The organism is Streptomyces sp. WMMC940 (assembly GCF_027460265.1).
In the GTDB taxonomy this organism is placed as follows: Bacteria; Actinomycetota; Actinomycetes; order Streptomycetales; family Streptomycetaceae; genus Streptomyces.
Genome location: NZ_JAPZBC010000001.1, coordinates 7357471 through 7372736 on the forward strand (window position 1 = coordinate 7357471; position 15266 = coordinate 7372736).

General features: G+C 71.5%; 9 protein-coding genes. 7 read left to right on the top strand and 2 right to left on the bottom strand.

Annotation, left to right across the window (positions count from 1 at the left end):
* Positions 1–88 precede the first annotated feature (88 nt).
* The 5 genes from O7595_RS32305 to O7595_RS32325 all read left to right on the top strand — a co-directional run bounded on the left by O7595_RS32305 (position 89) and on the right by O7595_RS32325 (position 7332).
* Positions 89–1729, top strand: coding sequence for an FAD-dependent monooxygenase (locus O7595_RS32305; RefSeq protein ID WP_269732126.1), 1641 nt, complete (start codon positions 89–91; stop codon positions 1727–1729).
* A 326-nt stretch (positions 1730–2055) separates the two neighbouring features.
* On the top strand, positions 2056–2970 hold the full coding sequence (locus tag O7595_RS32310; protein ID WP_269732127.1) for a DUF4396 domain-containing protein: 915 nt from the start codon (positions 2056–2058) through the stop codon (positions 2968–2970).
* Between the two features lie 271 nt (positions 2971–3241).
* Entirely contained in the window at positions 3242–4594 is a 1353-nt protein-coding gene (locus tag O7595_RS32315) for a DUF2254 domain-containing protein (RefSeq protein ID WP_269732128.1), read from the top strand.
* A 398-nt stretch (positions 4595–4992) separates the two neighbouring features.
* Complete coding sequence (locus O7595_RS32320) at positions 4993–5499, top strand: hypothetical protein (RefSeq protein ID WP_269732129.1); 507 nt, start codon at positions 4993–4995, stop codon at positions 5497–5499.
* A 270-nt stretch (positions 5500–5769) separates the two neighbouring features.
* Positions 5770–7332, top strand: coding sequence for an MFS transporter (locus tag O7595_RS32325; RefSeq protein WP_269732130.1), 1563 nt, complete (start codon positions 5770–5772; stop codon positions 7330–7332).
* A gap of 251 nt (positions 7333–7583) precedes the next feature.
* On the opposite strand, the gene O7595_RS32330 is transcribed toward O7595_RS32325, so the two are convergent.
* Both O7595_RS32330 and O7595_RS32335 read right to left on the bottom strand, forming a co-directional pair.
* Complete coding sequence (locus tag O7595_RS32330; RefSeq protein WP_443071788.1) at positions 7584–9386, bottom strand: S8 family serine peptidase; 1803 nt, start codon at positions 9384–9386, stop codon at positions 7584–7586.
* A 431-nt stretch (positions 9387–9817) separates the two neighbouring features.
* Positions 9818–12631, bottom strand: coding sequence for a LuxR C-terminal-related transcriptional regulator (locus O7595_RS32335; RefSeq protein ID WP_269732131.1), 2814 nt, complete (start codon positions 12629–12631; stop codon positions 9818–9820).
* Positions 12632–12923: 292 nt separating this feature from the next.
* Between O7595_RS32335 and O7595_RS32340 the strand changes: the two genes are divergently transcribed.
* On the top strand, positions 12924–13373 hold the full coding sequence (locus O7595_RS32340; protein ID WP_269732132.1) for a hypothetical protein: 450 nt from the start codon (positions 12924–12926) through the stop codon (positions 13371–13373).
* Between the two features lie 689 nt (positions 13374–14062).
* A complete protein-coding gene (locus tag O7595_RS32345; protein WP_269732133.1) occupies positions 14063–15187 on the top strand; it encodes a PP2C family protein-serine/threonine phosphatase in 1125 nt (374 codons plus the stop codon).
* The last annotated feature ends 79 nt before the right edge of the window (positions 15188–15266 follow it).

Below are 15266 nucleotides of genomic sequence, written 5' to 3' on the forward strand. Positions count from 1 at the left end.
GGGCACACCCGCGTGCCCTCCCCGCGCGGTGCGGACGGACCGTGAGCCGCACGAGGAGGACGGATCGACGAGGAGAGGCAGGAACGAGATGACGCATTCCGGCGAGCGGACCGATGTGCTGATCGTGGGCGGCGGCCCGGTCGGGATGGCGATGGCGCTGGACCTGACGTACCGCGGGATCGACTGCATGGTCGTCGACGCCGGTGACGGACAGGTCCGGCATCCCAAGGTCAGCACGATCGGTCCTCGCTCGATGGAACTGTTCCGTCGCTGGGGCGTCGCGGACGCCGTCCGGGGGGCGGGCTGGCCCGCCGACCACCCTCTGGACATCGCCTGGGTCACGAGGGTGGGCGGTCACGAGGTGTACCGGTACCGCCGTGGAACCGCCGCGAACCGACCGGCCTTCACGCACACTCCCGAGCCCGACCAGATCTGTCCCGCACACTGGCTGAGCCCGGTGCTGTCGCAGGCCGTGGGCGTCCACCCGGACGGCCCGGTGCGGCTCCTCACCACCGTGGACCACGTGCTGCCGGCCGACGACCACGTCGATGCCGTACTCACCGACCAGGCCACGGGCAGGACCGGCACCGTCCGGGCACGCTTCCTGGTCGCCTGCGACGGCGCCTCTTCCCCCATCCGCCGTGCCTGCGGCATCGAGGCACCGGGCCGTCACCGTACGCAGGTCTTCCGCAACGTCCTCTTCCGGGCCCCCGAACTCAAGGAGCGACTGGGCGACCGCGCCGCCCTCGTGTACTTCCTCATGCTGTCGTCCACGCTGCGCTTCCCCATGCGCTCGCTGAACGGCAGCGACCTCTACAACCTGGTCGTGGGCGCGGACGGCGACGACGGCGCCCGTGTCGACGCGCTGTCCCTGATCCACGACGCCCTCGCCTTCGACACGCCGGTGGAGCTGCTCGGCGACAGCGAGTGGCGTCTCACCCACCGGGTCGCCGACCGGTACCGGGCCGGGCGTGTCCTCCTCGCCGGTGACGCGGCGCACACCCTGTCGCCTTCGGGCGGTTTCGGGCTCAACACCGGCATCGCGGACGCCGCCGACCTGGGCTGGAAACTCGCCGCCACACTGAACGGCTGGGCGGGTCGGCGCCTGCTCGACACATACGACACCGAGCGCAGGCCGATCGCCCTGGAGAGCCTCAACGAGGCCAACACCAACCTGCAGCGCACGATGAGCAGGGAGGTCCCGCCCGAGATCCACCTGGACGGGCCGGTGGGCGAGCGGGCCCGCACCGAGATGGCCGGGCGGCTGGCGAGCAGCGGCGCGCGGCGGGAGTTCGACGCCCCGCAGATCCACTTCGGACTGCGCTACCGCTCGCCGGCGATCGTCGACGACCCCGGCGTACCGATCCGCCACGGTCAGCCGGACGCCGACTGGCGGCCCGGCAGCGAGCCCGGCCACCGCGCCGCGCACGCGTGGTGGGATGCCTCCACCTCCACGCTCGACCTGTTCGGGCAGGGCTTCGTGCTGCTTCGCTTCGCGGACCACGACGACCTCCCGGCGTTCGAGCGCGCGTTCGCCGAACGGGGCGTACCGCTGACCGTGCACCGGGGCGGTGACCCGGAGATCGCCAAACTGTACGAGCGTTCCTTCGTGCTGGTACGCCCCGACGGCCACGTGGCATGGCGCGGCGACGACCTCCCGGGGGACCCGGTGACCCTCGTCGACACGGTCCGGGGCGACCGGGGCGAGGCGGGGTCCGGCAAGCGGTGACCGCGCGGAACGCATGACCGGTCGAGGGCCACCCGCACGTGCGGCAGGCGCCGAACGTGCTCCGGCCGGACGGCCCGCGAGCCTGTCCGGGACGAGCCGCGTCCGGCGCAGCCGGGCTCTACTTCCTGGCGGAGTCGGGGTGGCTCTGCCTGGTCCCGCTGCCGGCCCGCAGACGGGCGAGGGGGCCGCTGCTGCGCCGACTCCGCGGTGCGTCGGTCGGCCGTTGCCGCCGGTCGACGCCTCCACCGGGGTGAGAGCGAACGCCGAGACGGCGCGGCGGTGCGTCGGCCCACCCCGAGACATGCCTCCACGGCCCATGATTGACGGTGAAACCCGGTACAGCGGCCATCGACTGGATGATGAGGGGCACGGCGTACATGTATGTGGCCGGCAGCGGCATCAGCGGGAGCACGGCTGACGCACTGATGTATTTCTGGTTCCTCCTGGTCGCACTGTCCACCGTCTACGTCGCCTACGACGCGTTCACCAAGAACCCCGAACTGACCGTCATGAAGTGGGGCTGGGTCCTGGTGACGCTCTACATCGGTCCGGTCGGCGCGGCACTGTACGTGCTCTCCTGCAAGGAACCCGGGCCCGGAACCCACGAGCGGTTCGTGGCACCCCTGTGGAAACAGGCTTTCGGATCGACCATCCACTGTGTGGCGGGAGACGCCAGCGGCATCATGATGGCCGCGGTGGTCGCGTCGGTGCTGGGCCTTCCTCCCTGGGGCGACAGTGTGCTCGAGTACCTCGTGGGTTTCGGCTTCGGGCTGCTCGTCTTCCAGGCCCTCTTCATGCGGGACATGCTCGGCGGAAGTTACCTCCGGGCCGTGCGATCCACCGTGTTCGCGGAGTGGCTGTCGATGAACTGCGTGATGGGCGCCATGGTGGCCGTGCTCGTGATCATCCGGAGTCATGTGCCGGGTACCGACGACGCGGGCAGCGTCCGCTTCTGGGCCACGTTCTCCGTCGCGGTCCTGGCCGGACTCGCCTTCGCCTACCCCGTGAACGTCTGGCTGGTGGCCAATCACCTGAAGCACGGGATGGGTACCGTACGGGTACTGGGCGAGGGCGGCGAGGCGGTACGCGCGGCGGCCCCCGGGCCGGTCCCGGCCGGCGCCGGAACGGACATGCCGCAGAGCGAGGTGACCGGGGCGCAGAAGGCCGCGATGGCGACCCTGACCGTCGTCTTCCTCGCCTCCGGTGTCCTGCTGGCGGGCATCTTCGGGGATCTCGGCTGACACGGCGTCGGTTTCCCTCCCTCGGGGGAATCCGGGACCAGCGCGGGAGCGGCCCGGCTGCTGGCCGGCGGGGAAGTCGGCGACGCCGGGCAACCGGACGCCGGCGCGACGGCACCCACGAGCCCGCGCCCGCACGAGCGCCGCACGAGTTGTGCCACGTGTCGTGGTCGGTAACCTGATCTCGTGCCGATGCCGAAGCACTCCCTCCGGTTCGCCGCACCGGGAGCCTCCGTGGCCGCGGTCGGCGTGCCGGCCCGTACTCCTCGCGCCCATGCGTGAGAGACTCCGGGCCCAATTGTGGCCCCTGCCGACGCTGGGTGTCGCTCTCGCCATCGTCGCGGGTGTGGGACTGCCCGTCCTGGATGGGCGGACGCAGCACGACATGCCGCCCTGGCTGCGGGCCTACCTGTTCGGCGGCAGCCCCGACGCCGCTCGCTCGGTGCTGGCGGCGATCGCCGGCTCGATGGTCACGGTCACGGCGCTGACCTTCTCGCTCACCGTGGTGACACTCCAACTGGCCAGCAGCCAGTTCTCCCCGCGTCTGCTGCGCACCTTCACCGCAGACCGGTACGTCCAGGCGACCCTGGCCCTCTTCCTGGCGACCTTCACCTTCGCCCTGACCGTGCTGCGCACCGTCCGCACCGGCGAAGACGGGCGGACCGGCTTCGTCCCGCAGACGTCGGTCACCGTGGCCTTCGTTCTCACCCTGGCGAGCGTGCTCGCTCTGGTGCTGTTCCTGTCGCACCTGGCACGCGAGATCCGGATCGAGACGATGATGAGCAGCGTCCTCTCCGCCGCCGACCGCACCATTCACCGGCTCCTCCCGGAGAATCCGGACCTCACGGGTGAGTCCTCCGCGAGGGGGGTCTCCGCTGCCGCTCCACCGGAACCGCCCGCGAACGCGCTCACCCTGGCCGTCGGAGCCTCCGGCTTCCTCACCTCCGTGGACGAGGCGGCTCTGCTGAAAGCAGCCGTCGAAGCCGACGCCCTTGTGCACATCGACCGCCAACCGGGAAGCTCGCTGATCGCCGACACGCCCGTCGGAGCCGCCTGGCCGCGCGCCGGACGGCCGTTCACCCCCGGCACCCGGGAGCGTCTGGCCGAAGAAGTCTCACAAGCGGTGCGGACCGGTGACGAACGCACCGACCTCCAGGACGTGGCCTTCGGACTCCGCCAGCTCACCGACATCGCCGCCAAGGCGCTCTCCCCTGGCATCAACGATCCGACCACCGCCGTACACGCCCTGTCCCACTCCTCCGCCCTGTTGTGCGAGCTGGCAGGCCGTGATCTCGGCCCTCGGCTGCTGCGCGACGAGCACCAGCAGGTCAGGGTCGTGCTGCGCCGTCCGGACCTGCAGGACCTGCTGGACCTGGCGGTGGACCAGCCGCTCCGCTACGGCGCCGCCGAGCCGGCCGTCCTGGCGCGCATCGCGATGCTCCTGCGCGAACTCGCCTGGTGCACCGCCCCCGCCCGCCACAAGCCCGTCGCGGCCGCACTCGCCCGGTTGCGTTCCACCATCGACGCCCAGGACCTCCACGCCTCCGAGCGCCTCCGTCTCACCGAGCTGGCCGCACACGTCGACGAGGCCCTGACCGGGCGATGGGCTCACGCCCCCAGGGGCTGACCGCACGCCCGTACGGAAACGGCGGGGAGCAGGTCCGCTTCCGCCACGCCGGGCAGTGGCCTACCACTCGCCGCCCCCAAAGGCCGTCCGACCGACACGTCCTCCGGTGGCCGGGGGCCGCCGCCTCTCCCGGAAGGGCTCCCTCCTCGATGGCCTTTCGGACATACGAGCAGCGGCGCCGGTCTTGGACTCGTCACGGGACTCTGGACGAACCGCAGGTCACAGATGTCCGCGGTACGTCCGATCTTCGACGCAGCAAGGGGGACGCACTTGCCCCCCGGCAGACCCGGCTGCGAGCATCCCAGCGCGCGCTGCGGCGACCGGAGCACGGGACAGACGCCGGTCGACCCCCCACCCGTTGGTTCTGCCCGTCGGACGACCAACACAGGAGTGCCCCCATGCTGCGCTCGAAACTCCGGTCCCTGTCAGTCGGCGTCGGCTCGGCCGTCGCCATGGTGGGCGTCGCCCTTGCCCCCACTACGGCATCCGCCGCCCCGGCGCTCCCGTCGCACACCGAGGGCGGCGCTTCAAGCGTCTCCTCGCAGACGACCGCCGCCGGGTTCTGGTCGTGCACGGTACCGCCCGGCTACACGTACACCAACACTCAGAACACCCTGTCCTGTTCGACCAGTGGCGGGTTCCGGACGATGTACTACGTGCAGCCTCCCGCGGACGGCCTGTGGGCCTGCACCACCATGCCCGGCTTCACCTACAGCAATACCCAGAACACCCTGTCCTGTTCGACCAGCGGTGGGTTCCGCACCATGTACTACCTGCGCACGCCCAAGACGGGCCTGTGGGCCTGCACGGTACCGCCCGGCTTCACCTACACCAGCACTCAGAACACCCTGTCCTGTTCGACCAGTGGCGGGTTCCGCACCATGTACTACCTTCGGGCGCTGTGATCTCCCGTTCCGCGCGCCGCTCCGGGCGGCGCGCGGAACGGCGCGGTCATCGTCGGCGTCGGAGCTCCTGCCGCAGGCCACGCCCGTGCCCCTTGTCCACGATCGCTGCCGGTCCGGCGTACGGCGAACAGGCCGGCACGGACTGCTGAACACCCCTGCGGCTCGGATCCCTTGGGCCGGCACCGCCCCCGTACCTTCCGCAGTAGCGGATCGACGACGGGGGAGCGCTGCGTCTGATCGAATGCACGGACGCGCTGCTACGCTCCGACCATGTCGTCCGAAATGCCCTCTGCGCCTCTTCGCTCCTATTGGAGCAACGGCCGGCAGGGAACTCTCCTCGCGGCATATCTCGGGCTGTTCGTCGTCAATGTCAACGTCCTGATCACCTACGTCGGGATCTTCGACATGCAGCGTCGTCTGGGCATGGGGGAATCCGACCTGCAGTGGCTCGTGGGTGTCTACAGCATCGGTATGGCCTCGGCCACGATGATCAGCGCGACACTGGCGGACGTCTTCGGCAGGAAGATCGTCTACGTGGTGAGTCTGAGCGTGTACATCGCGTGCTCGTTGGGCGCTGCCACCACGTCGAGTGTGCTCGTCCTCGTGGTGGCAAGAGGAGTTCAGGGGGTTTCGGCCGCTGCGGTCATCGTCACCTCACTCGCCCTTGTGAGCAGGGTGAGCACCACTCGGGAGGCGGGAACGAAGGCTGTCGGGACCTGGGTTGCCGTGGGGAGCGTGGCGGTGGCCATGGGGCCGCCCGTGGGAGGAATCCTGGCCCAGTTGATGGGCTGGCGCGGCCTCTTCGTGGCCACGGTTCCGCTCTGCTTCGTCGTGCTGGTCATCACACTCCGACGGGTGTCCGAACCTCAACACGTGCCCATCCGCAGATTCGACTGGACGGGCCAGTTCTTCTTCATCACGACGGTGGCGTCACTGGCCTTCGTGATGATCCAGGGGCCGTCCTTCGGATGGCTCTCGGGCATCACGCTCTCGCTGCTCGGGCTGAGTGCGGTGGGATTCCTCGCCTTTGTGGTCCGTGAATCCCGAGCCCGCCATCCCATGCTCGACATCTCCCTGTTCCGTAACCGGTTGTACGCCCTCGCCGTGGCCACGGTGTTCTTCGCCGCCTTCTGCAACGAAGGGGCGTTCTTCGTCGTGATGCAGTACTACCGGAGCATTCGAGAGTATTCCCCGGTGGAGGCCGGGTTCCTCGTCCTTCCGTTCGCCGTCGGGTATGCGGCGGTGGCCCTGAAGGCCGCAGGGCTGCGCAAGAGATTCGGCCTGCGGCGTTTGCTCCTGTCCGGTCAGGCGGGTCTGCTGCTCGGTCTGCTCACCATGGTGCTCGGCTTTCCCGTCGGCAGAGGCACGGTGCTGCTCGGCATGGCCGTCGTCGGCATGGCCTCGGCCATGGTCATCACACCGGTCGTCGCACTGGTGCTGGAGATCATGCCACCGGACCGGTCGGGTATGGCGTCCGGAATCGTGAACACCCAGCAACCGCTCGGCGGGGCGATGAGCTTCGCCGCACTCGGCACGGTGATGACCGTGTGGTTGGGAGCCACCCTCGGCAGGGACATCGAGCAGGTGATTCCCGATCCGGCCGAGAGGATCGGCGCCAGCCGCGACATCATTCTGCACGCGGATCCACACACGCATGTCTCGATGAGCGCACCCGGCGCGCAGATCCGCCACTTCGACGCGCGCCTCGCGGACATCGCGGAGCGGAACTTCATCCAGGCCGGCCAGCTCAGCCTGGGAGTGGCGGCGCTCGTCGCCGCCGCCGTTCTCGCCGTGCTCTTCGCGGCTTTCCCCGGCGGTGCGGAGCGCCCCTGAACCGGTCGTGCGCGGTGCGGACCGCCCCTGCCCACGGCCCGTGCGCCCGGGTTCACGACGGGGAGGGCGGGCCGGGAGTGCAGCAGTGAACCGGGAGTGCGACTTCGGCGGGGCAGGGGGCGAAGGGCGGCACGGGGCACCTGGGCAGCGCGACGCCCGCACTCGCGCGTGGCGCTGCGGGATCCCGACCGGAAGGGGAACGCGTGATCTGCCGGTGCCCCGAGGCACCGGCAGATCAGCGGGCGGAACCGTCAGAAGGTCAGGCCCCAGGAGTCGATGTACCCGGTGTCGCCGGCGTAGACATCGGACACCCGCAGCTTCCAGGTGCCGTTCGCCGCGACCCCGGAGGCGTCGACGGTGTAGGTGGTGAGCAGGTTCGCGGTGCTGTCGCCGGACGCTTCCTTCAGGCGCGCGGACGAGCCGTTCGGGGCGACGATCTCGATGATCAGGTCACCGCGGTAGGTGTGCTTGATGTCCACGTCGATCTTCAGGCTCGACGGGGCGTTGCCGCTGCGGCCCGTCACCGCCACGGACGAGGTCACCCAGCTGCCGTTGTCGGGGATGCTGACGTCGGCGGTGTTGCGGAAGACGTTCGAGCCCGTGGGCGTGGTGCCGCCGGAGCCGAGAGCGGCACCCGCGTCGGCGAGGCCGGCGCCGCAGCCACCGGAGCAGGAACCCGGCAGTGTGCGGGCCTTGCTCTTGATCGTCGACTCGATCTGCGCCGGGGTCAGGGACGGGTCGGCGTCGACCATCAGCGCGGCGAGGCCGGCGACGTGCGGTGCGGCCATGCTGGTGCCCTGGTAGGCGACGTAGTTCTCGCTCCCGATGCTGCGCGCACCGCTGTTGAGCGTGGAAAGGATGCCGTTGGAACTGCTCGGCGAGGTCTCGCCGCCGGGGGCCGTGATGTCGACGACGCTGCCGTAGTTGGAGTAGTAGGCGCGGTTGCCCTGGCGGTCGCTCGCGGCGACGGTGATGACATTGCCGCAGCCGGCCGGGTTGAAGTAGGCGGCGTTGGCGTTGTCGTTGCCCGCGGCGACGACGATCGTCGTCCCGCGGCCCACGGCCGCGTTGATCGCGCTCTGGGTGCCGGAGTCGCAGCCGCCCTCGCCGCCGAGGCTCATGTTGATGACGTCGGCGGGGTGCGGGTTGTTCGCCACGCCCTGGACGGAGCCGCCGGACGCCCAGGTGATGGCGTCGATGATGTCGGACGTCAGCCCACCGCACTTGCCGAGCACGCGCACCGGCTGGATGGTCGCGTCGTAGGCGATGCCCGTCACGCCCTTGCCGTTGTTCGCGGCGGCGGCGATCGTGCCGGCGACGTGCGTGCCGTGCCAGGAGTTGTCGGTGTTCTGCCCCGGCACGGGCAGGCCGTCCTCGTCCACACCGCACTCGCCGCGGTTCATCCAGTCGCCTGGGTCGGCCGCGTTGCCGTCCCGGCCTCCTCCGTCCTGGGAGATGAATGGGTCGGAGATGAAGTCGTAGCCGCTGACGACGTTGACGGCGAGGTCCGAGTGCGCGACGTAACCGGTGTCGATCACCGCGACGTTGACGCCCTGTCCGGTGGCCTTGCCCCAGGCCGCGGGAACGTTCATGCCCGCGGTGCTCTCGAAGAGGTCCCACTGGTGGCTGTACTCCGGGTCGTTCGGGGAGACGGCCGTGGCGTACATACGGGTGTCCGGGACGACGTAGGCGACGTCCGGGTCGGAGCGGAAGGCTTCCATGACGTCGGCGGCCTCGCCCTCGTCCAGCTTGCCGCCGAGGTCGAGGAGGGCTGCGCCGGTGCCGAGGCGGCGGTCGAAGCCGACCGATTCACCGGCCTTCTCTCCCTTGGCCCGGGCGTCCTTGTCCGCGGCGGAGTCCGATGCGGCCTCCGCCGCGCGGGACTTGTATCCGACGATCAGGCGTTCGACGGGCGTGTCCGCGGTGGAGGGCGCCGCGGAGGCGGCGGGTTGCGGGGAGGGCGTTGCTGCGGCGGAGGTTGCGGCTCCCGTGGCGAGAAGTGCGGTGGTGGTCACCGCGAGCACGGATATGCGAAAGGGTCTGGAACGGTTCAAGTCGTGTCGCCTTTCCGGTCTGCTCCCGGCCGGTCGAACCGAAATGGGTTGGTTCGGTCATGACAAGCCGACCCCTGGCCGCGTCAGGGAGATGTGGGGGTCGGTCGAGCCGGGCGGGGCCTCGTGGGAGACCCCGCGCACGGCGCCGGCCGGCCGGCGTGCATCAGGTGGTACCTCGCGGCGGATGCAGGTCGACCGGGCAAGTGGAAGGAACGTACGGCCGGAGTCCGCACACGAATATCCGGGGCCCGGGGACTACGGATACGTGATTAACCTCTGACCAAGCGCTTGCCTGTCCGATTGATCACTGAATGTGCATGTCATGGCGCGGATCGACCGGAGCGCAGAAGCACATGTGCGGGGATGCGGGTGCACATGAGGTCGCGCAGGGATGCGAAGCCGAGGTCGCGCAGGGATTCGAAGCGGATCGGTCAGGCGTCGCCGGGAGTGCCGACCGGGGCGTTCCGCGTCCGCTCCGGCCCCTCCGGCGCGGCCGGCCCCCGCCAATCGGCGAGCTCCTGGCGAGAGGGCGTCCCCTGCTTCCGCATGGCCCGGGCGACGTGCTGCTCGACCGTGCGCGGTGACAGATGCAGGATTGCCGCGATCTCTCTGTTGGTGAGCCCGGCCGACGCCAGCTCGGCGACCTCCCGTTCACGCGGGGAGAGTTGACCGCCGTACGCGGGACGACCCGGCGGACGGCCCTCCTTGGCCGGCTGGTGACGGCGTAGCTCGGCACGGGCGCGGGCGGCATCCCACACCGCGCCGAGCTCGGTGAACAGAGCCGCGCAGGACGTGAGTTCGTCGACGGCGAGGGTGGCGGCCGCTCCGGGACCGTCCTGCCGCTCGGACGGCTTCCGGCCGTTGGCGCCGAGCGCCTCGAGCGTGCAGCGTGCCGCGCCCTCGGTGACCAGCGCCCTCGCGTAGGGGCGCGGCGCGCGTTCGAAGGCCGCGGCGGCCTCACGGTACAGGGGGACGGCATCCAGCGGGCGGCCGTCCACCTCGGCCAGTGCCGCCCGGCTCCAGTCCAGCGCGGCCGTGGCGGAGGGCGCGTCCACCCCTGCCAAGCCGGACGACAGTTCCTCGAGCATGGCACGGGCCGCCGCCACATCGCCCGCTCGGGCCACCGCCTCGACGGCCCAGGGAGCCAGCTCCGCGGCCCACACCCACACGCCTTTCGCCGCGGCCTTCCGCCAGGCGCTCCCGGCCTCCTCGGCCGCGGCCGGCACGTCCTGACGGGCCAGTGCCAACCGGATCAGGGCTCCGGACGTGGCGGCGGCGTGCGGCGCGGCGGCATGCTCGGCCGAGGACGCGTCAGGGCCGGCCAGCCATGAGAGTGCGGCGCCCCAGTCGCCCTGGGCCAGCGCGATCATCCCGCGTACCATGCGCGCGTCCGCACTGATGACCGGCATGTCGGCGGTCGCGGCGACGAACTCCTCGCAGCGCTCGGCAAGCCCCGCCCAGCGCCCGGTGAACCACTCGAGCAGGAGCCTCGCCCCCAGGGCGGTGTGCTCGGTGTACGGGGCGCCACTGCGTGCCGACAGCTCGAGTCCCTCACGCAGCAGGTCCTCGGCCCCTCCGAAATGGCCGAGCCACACCGCGGAGTCGGCCGCGTTGCACAGCCCGCGGGCGGCGTGCCGCCGGATTCCGGGGTCGGGGTGGTCGGTGGGCAGTGCCTTCAGCAGGTCCCAGCCCTCGGGGTCACCGCAGCTCATGGCCAGCCCGGCGCGGTTGGCCCGTACCGCCGTGCGGACGACTTCGTCTCCGCTGTCGTCCGCGGCCACCGCGGCGCCCTCCAGCCAGGCGCGGTGGACGTCGATGGAGGAGCCGGGCCAGTACGGCATCGCGAGGGCCGACATGGCGCGGGCGGACAATCCGGGGCGCTCACTGCGAAGTTCGGAGGCGGCCCGCTCCAGCTCCGTCCAGCCGGTGCCGCCCATTCCGACCTGATTGCACAGCAGCAGTCCCAGGTCGAGACGGATCTCGCCGCGCAGCACGGCGGGAAGGCTCTCGTCCTCCACGATCTGCGAGAGCACCTCGACGGTCTGGTCCGAACGCAGCCCGTTGACAGCGATGTCAGCCAGTCGCGGCGCCAGCCCGGCCCGGGCGGCACGGGGTATGTCCGGGGACGCGAGGGCCTCTTCCAGCAGTTTGATCGCGGCCTGGTGGTCTCCGGCGCCGGTGGCCAGGGCAGCTGCCCGTTCCACGGCACGCAACCAGGCTTTGACGGGTCCGGCCTCCCGGCGGTGCCGCGCCAGCGACGTCCACGGCACAGGCTGCCTGCGCACCAGCACGTCGGCGGCCCTCGCATGCAGTTCCTGCCGCACCGGGCCGGGCAGCACCCGACGCACGGTGCGCGCGGCGAGCGGGACGAGCAACCCGTACCGGCGGCCCGGGTACTCGGTGAGCACGGCCGCATCGAGCGCTCCGGCCAGAGCGTCGCCGAGTGCGGGGCTGCACCCGGCCCTCCTCCCGGGTGCGGGTCCGCTCCCGCAGGCGCCGCCGTGCGTCGCCCCCGCGGCGACGGTCAGCAGTTCCTCCCGCGTCACCGGCTCTCCGAGCACCGCGGCTGCCCACACCACGGCCCGCTGCGACGCGGGCAGCGAAGCCGTCCGGCTCAGTACCAGTTCGGCGAGGCGAACGGGCACGCCCGCGGCGTCCACGTCGGCCGCGGTGCACCGCGGCAGGTCCTGTTCGCCCAGCACCACCAGCAGGTCCACCACCACCTGCGCCACGCCACCGGACTGCTCGTGCAGCCGTGTTACGGCCTCGGGCGTGCAGCGGTCGCCGAGGACGGCCGCCACGGCCCGCTGCACCTGCTCGGTGGTCCACGGCGTGACCCGGTGCTCGAGGACGACCATGTCGCGCGGGTAGCGCAGTGGCGGCGTGCCCAGTGGCAGGCCGGGGTGGGGCAGTTCCTCGGGTCGGTACAGCACCACGGTCGCGCGCGCGGGCCGGGACTGTTCCAGCAGCCGGCGCAGTGCGCCGCGTTCGGCCGCGTCCGCCCGGTGCAGGTCGTCGACCAGCAGCAGGACGGGCCCGTCTCCTGCCGGTTCGGGCACGGCGGATTCCTCGCCGCAGGTCCAGGTGAGCACCTCGGCCCCGGTGGCCTCGGGCAGATCGGCGAGACGCCGTGCCAGGTGGCTCTTTCCGGTGCCGGCGGCTCCGGCCGCAAGGACGAGCAGCGGTTCGGCCGTCTCCGATGCGAGGGTCCGTCTCAGCCTGCGCTCCCAGGCGGGTGTGCTCATGCTGCCTGCCCCCTCACCGACGGTCCCCTCCGCGGCCTTGGCCGTGTGCCGGCCCCAAGTCTGCCGCATCGGTCGCATGTTCGGTCGTGGAGTCCGGCGGGCCGGGATCCGGGATCCGTCCTCGACCGGTCGCCGAGGTCCTTCCCGTACGGCGCGGTCGGCGGGTGGGCGGATCGTGACGGCACGGGCGCGGCGAGCTTCAAAGGGGATTCTCATCCCGCTCCCAGCTTCGCCACAGCCTTGTGTCCGATCTTGGATGACGACAAGGATCCCGGAAGCGGAGGAGTGTTCCATGGTGACCAAGAGAGCTCGGGTGGGGCTTGCCGTCGCAGGAGTCGCGAGCGTGGGGCTGCTGTTCCCCGCCGTGGCCCTCGCGGAGGACAGCGCTCCGGCCACGGTGACGGAGTCGACCGCGCCTTCCGGTGAGACGCCGAATCCGCGGGAGGAGCGCCGGGAAGCCCGGAAGGACCGTCTGGAGGAGCGACAGGAGGAACTGGCGGCCGCGCTGGCGAAGGAACTGGGCGTGTCCGAGGACAAGGTGAAGGCGGCGCTGGAGAAGATCCGGAACGAGAGGCAGCAGGAGCACAAGGAGGAGCGCGAGAAGCGGCTCTCGGAGCGTCTCGGGAAGGCGGTGTCCGAGGGGAAGCTCACCCAGGAGCAGGCCGACGCCGTCCTCAAGGCCGCGGAGAGCGGCGTCCTGCCCGGAGGCCCGGGCGGGGGAGCCGGTCGCGCTCGCGGCTGAGGTCGCGGACCTCCCTCCCCGCAGCTGGGCGCGGGGCGGCCGCCCGCCGGCCCCGCCGGACGGGGCGGCCCCCCGCCGTTCGGATCCGCGCCGCAACCGGTGGCGACGCCGGGTGCCCGTCCCCTTCCTCCCGGGCGACGGGGACACAGTACGGCCGGGGCACCCCCACCACCGCGGTGCCGGTACCGCTCGCGCCCGAGCAGCACGGCAGGGCTCCCGCCTCAGGGGCCGGCGGAGGCCGTGTACCCGCCGCGCCGAGCGCGACCACCTGACGCGCCAGGCCGCCCGGCTCAACGCCCGCCGACGCCACTGACGGTCCCGCTCGGATGCTCCCGCCACGCGCCCCGTGGCCGGACGCCGGTGTACGTCCCGTGTCGCGCGTCCGTTCCCTGCCGGGCAGGAACACGCGGTGCGATGCGCGGCCTCCCGTCGAGCGGCGCGACCACCTGCCTGACCGTCCCGACACGGCGGGCAGGGTCACGGATGGGGATGTCGAGGAGCGAGTCGGGGGGTGGGCGCCGGACGAGGCATCGAGCTGTCGCCGCAGCTGCACACGGGCGGCCTCGTCGAGAAGGGGGCACGGCAGGCCGGCCGCATGAGTGGAAGCCACCCCTCGTACCGTCCGCGCCGGCCGCCGGTGGCGACCGCGATGAGTGGAAAGGTGTGCCCGTACCAGGCAGGCTGATGGCATGCGGTCGGACATCCGCTCATCCGTACGCCCGCGAGCGGACGGTCGTCACCGGGTCCTCTGGGTGCTCGCGCAGTGCCTGCCGTTCGCGATCGCGGTCCTGGTGGTGGTCATCGAGCTCACGCCGCTGCACGTCATGTACACGGGGCCGCTGCTGACCGCGACACCGGCATTGGCGGCCGTGACCATGGGCCCCCGGGGCACGATCGCGGCGGCCGCCTTCGCCCTCGTCGTCAGCGTGATCACCGCCACCTACAACCAGGCCTGGCAGAATCAGCAGGTCTACACCAACCTCCTCGCCCTCGCACTGGTGTCCGCGGCGAGCATCACCACCAGTAGCGCCGCCCGCACACGCAGCGAGAACGAGCTCAATCAGATCCGCAGGATCGCCGCCGCCGCACAGGAGGTGCTGCTGCGACCGGTGCCCGCCCGGATCGGCCCGCTGCACGCGGGCAGCAGGTACGTCGCCGCCGAGACCGGCGCCCAGATCGGCGGCGATCTCTACGAGGCCGTACAAACCCGCTTCGGGGTACGGCTGATCATCGGTGACGTCCGGGGCAAGGGCCTTCCCGCAGTGCGCGCCGCCGCTGCCGTGCTGGGTGCGTTCCGGGAGGCGGCCCACTACCAGGAGGACCTGCCGGCCGTCATGGACCACTGTGCGGCGGCCCTGGAGCGGGAGCGCCTGTCCCCGGGGGTGGACCCGGACGCCCGTGTGGAGGGGTTCGTCACGGCGCTGGTGGCCCAGGTCCCGCAGGAGCCGGTGGTCGAGATCGTCAACCGCGGACATCCGCCCCCACTGCTGCTCCACTGCGGCAGGGCGGAGGCCCTGGCACCGGGGTGCCCGCTGCCGCCGCTCGGCCTCGACGAGCTCCTGCCCGAGCCCTCCGAGGCCAAGGTGGAGTCCTATCCGTTCGTCCGCGGCGACCGCCTGCTGCTGCACACCGACGGTGTGATCGAGGCACGCAACAGCGACGACGCCTTCTTCGCGCTGCCCGACGCCTTCGAGGCCGTGCGCGGCAACGCCCCCGGAGAGTTCCTGGACGAACTCCACCAGGCGCTGATGCGGCACTCCGCGGGCTGCCTCGCCGATGATGTCGCGATGTTGATCATCGAGAGGGCCGAGTAGGACGGGGACCGGCCGGTTCGGGTGCGGCCTGCGTCGCATCCGCTCCGACGGGTCGCCGCTCACCGTGCCCAGGTGCCGC

What these genes read in the sequence shown, in the direction of transcription:
- O7595_RS32305 (WP_269732126.1), top strand. Translation starts at nt 89, where the DNA reads ATGACGCATTCCGGCGAGCGGACCGATGTGCTGATCGTGGGCGGCGGC.
- O7595_RS32315 (WP_269732128.1), top strand. Translation starts at nt 3,242, where the DNA reads ATGCGTGAGAGACTCCGGGCCCAATTGTGGCCCCTGCCGACGCTGGGT.
- O7595_RS32320 (WP_269732129.1), top strand. Translation starts at nt 4,993, where the DNA reads ATGCTGCGCTCGAAACTCCGGTCCCTGTCAGTCGGCGTCGGCTCGGCC.
- O7595_RS32325 (WP_269732130.1), top strand. Translation starts at nt 5,770, where the DNA reads ATGTCGTCCGAAATGCCCTCTGCGCCTCTTCGCTCCTATTGGAGCAAC.
- O7595_RS32335 (WP_269732131.1), bottom strand. Translation starts at nt 12,631, where the DNA reads ATGAGCACACCCGCCTGGGAGCGCAGGCTGAGACGGACCCTCGCATCG.
- O7595_RS32340 (WP_269732132.1), top strand. Translation starts at nt 12,924, where the DNA reads ATGGTGACCAAGAGAGCTCGGGTGGGGCTTGCCGTCGCAGGAGTCGCG.
- O7595_RS32345 (WP_269732133.1), top strand. Translation starts at nt 14,063, where the DNA reads ATGCGGTCGGACATCCGCTCATCCGTACGCCCGCGAGCGGACGGTCGT.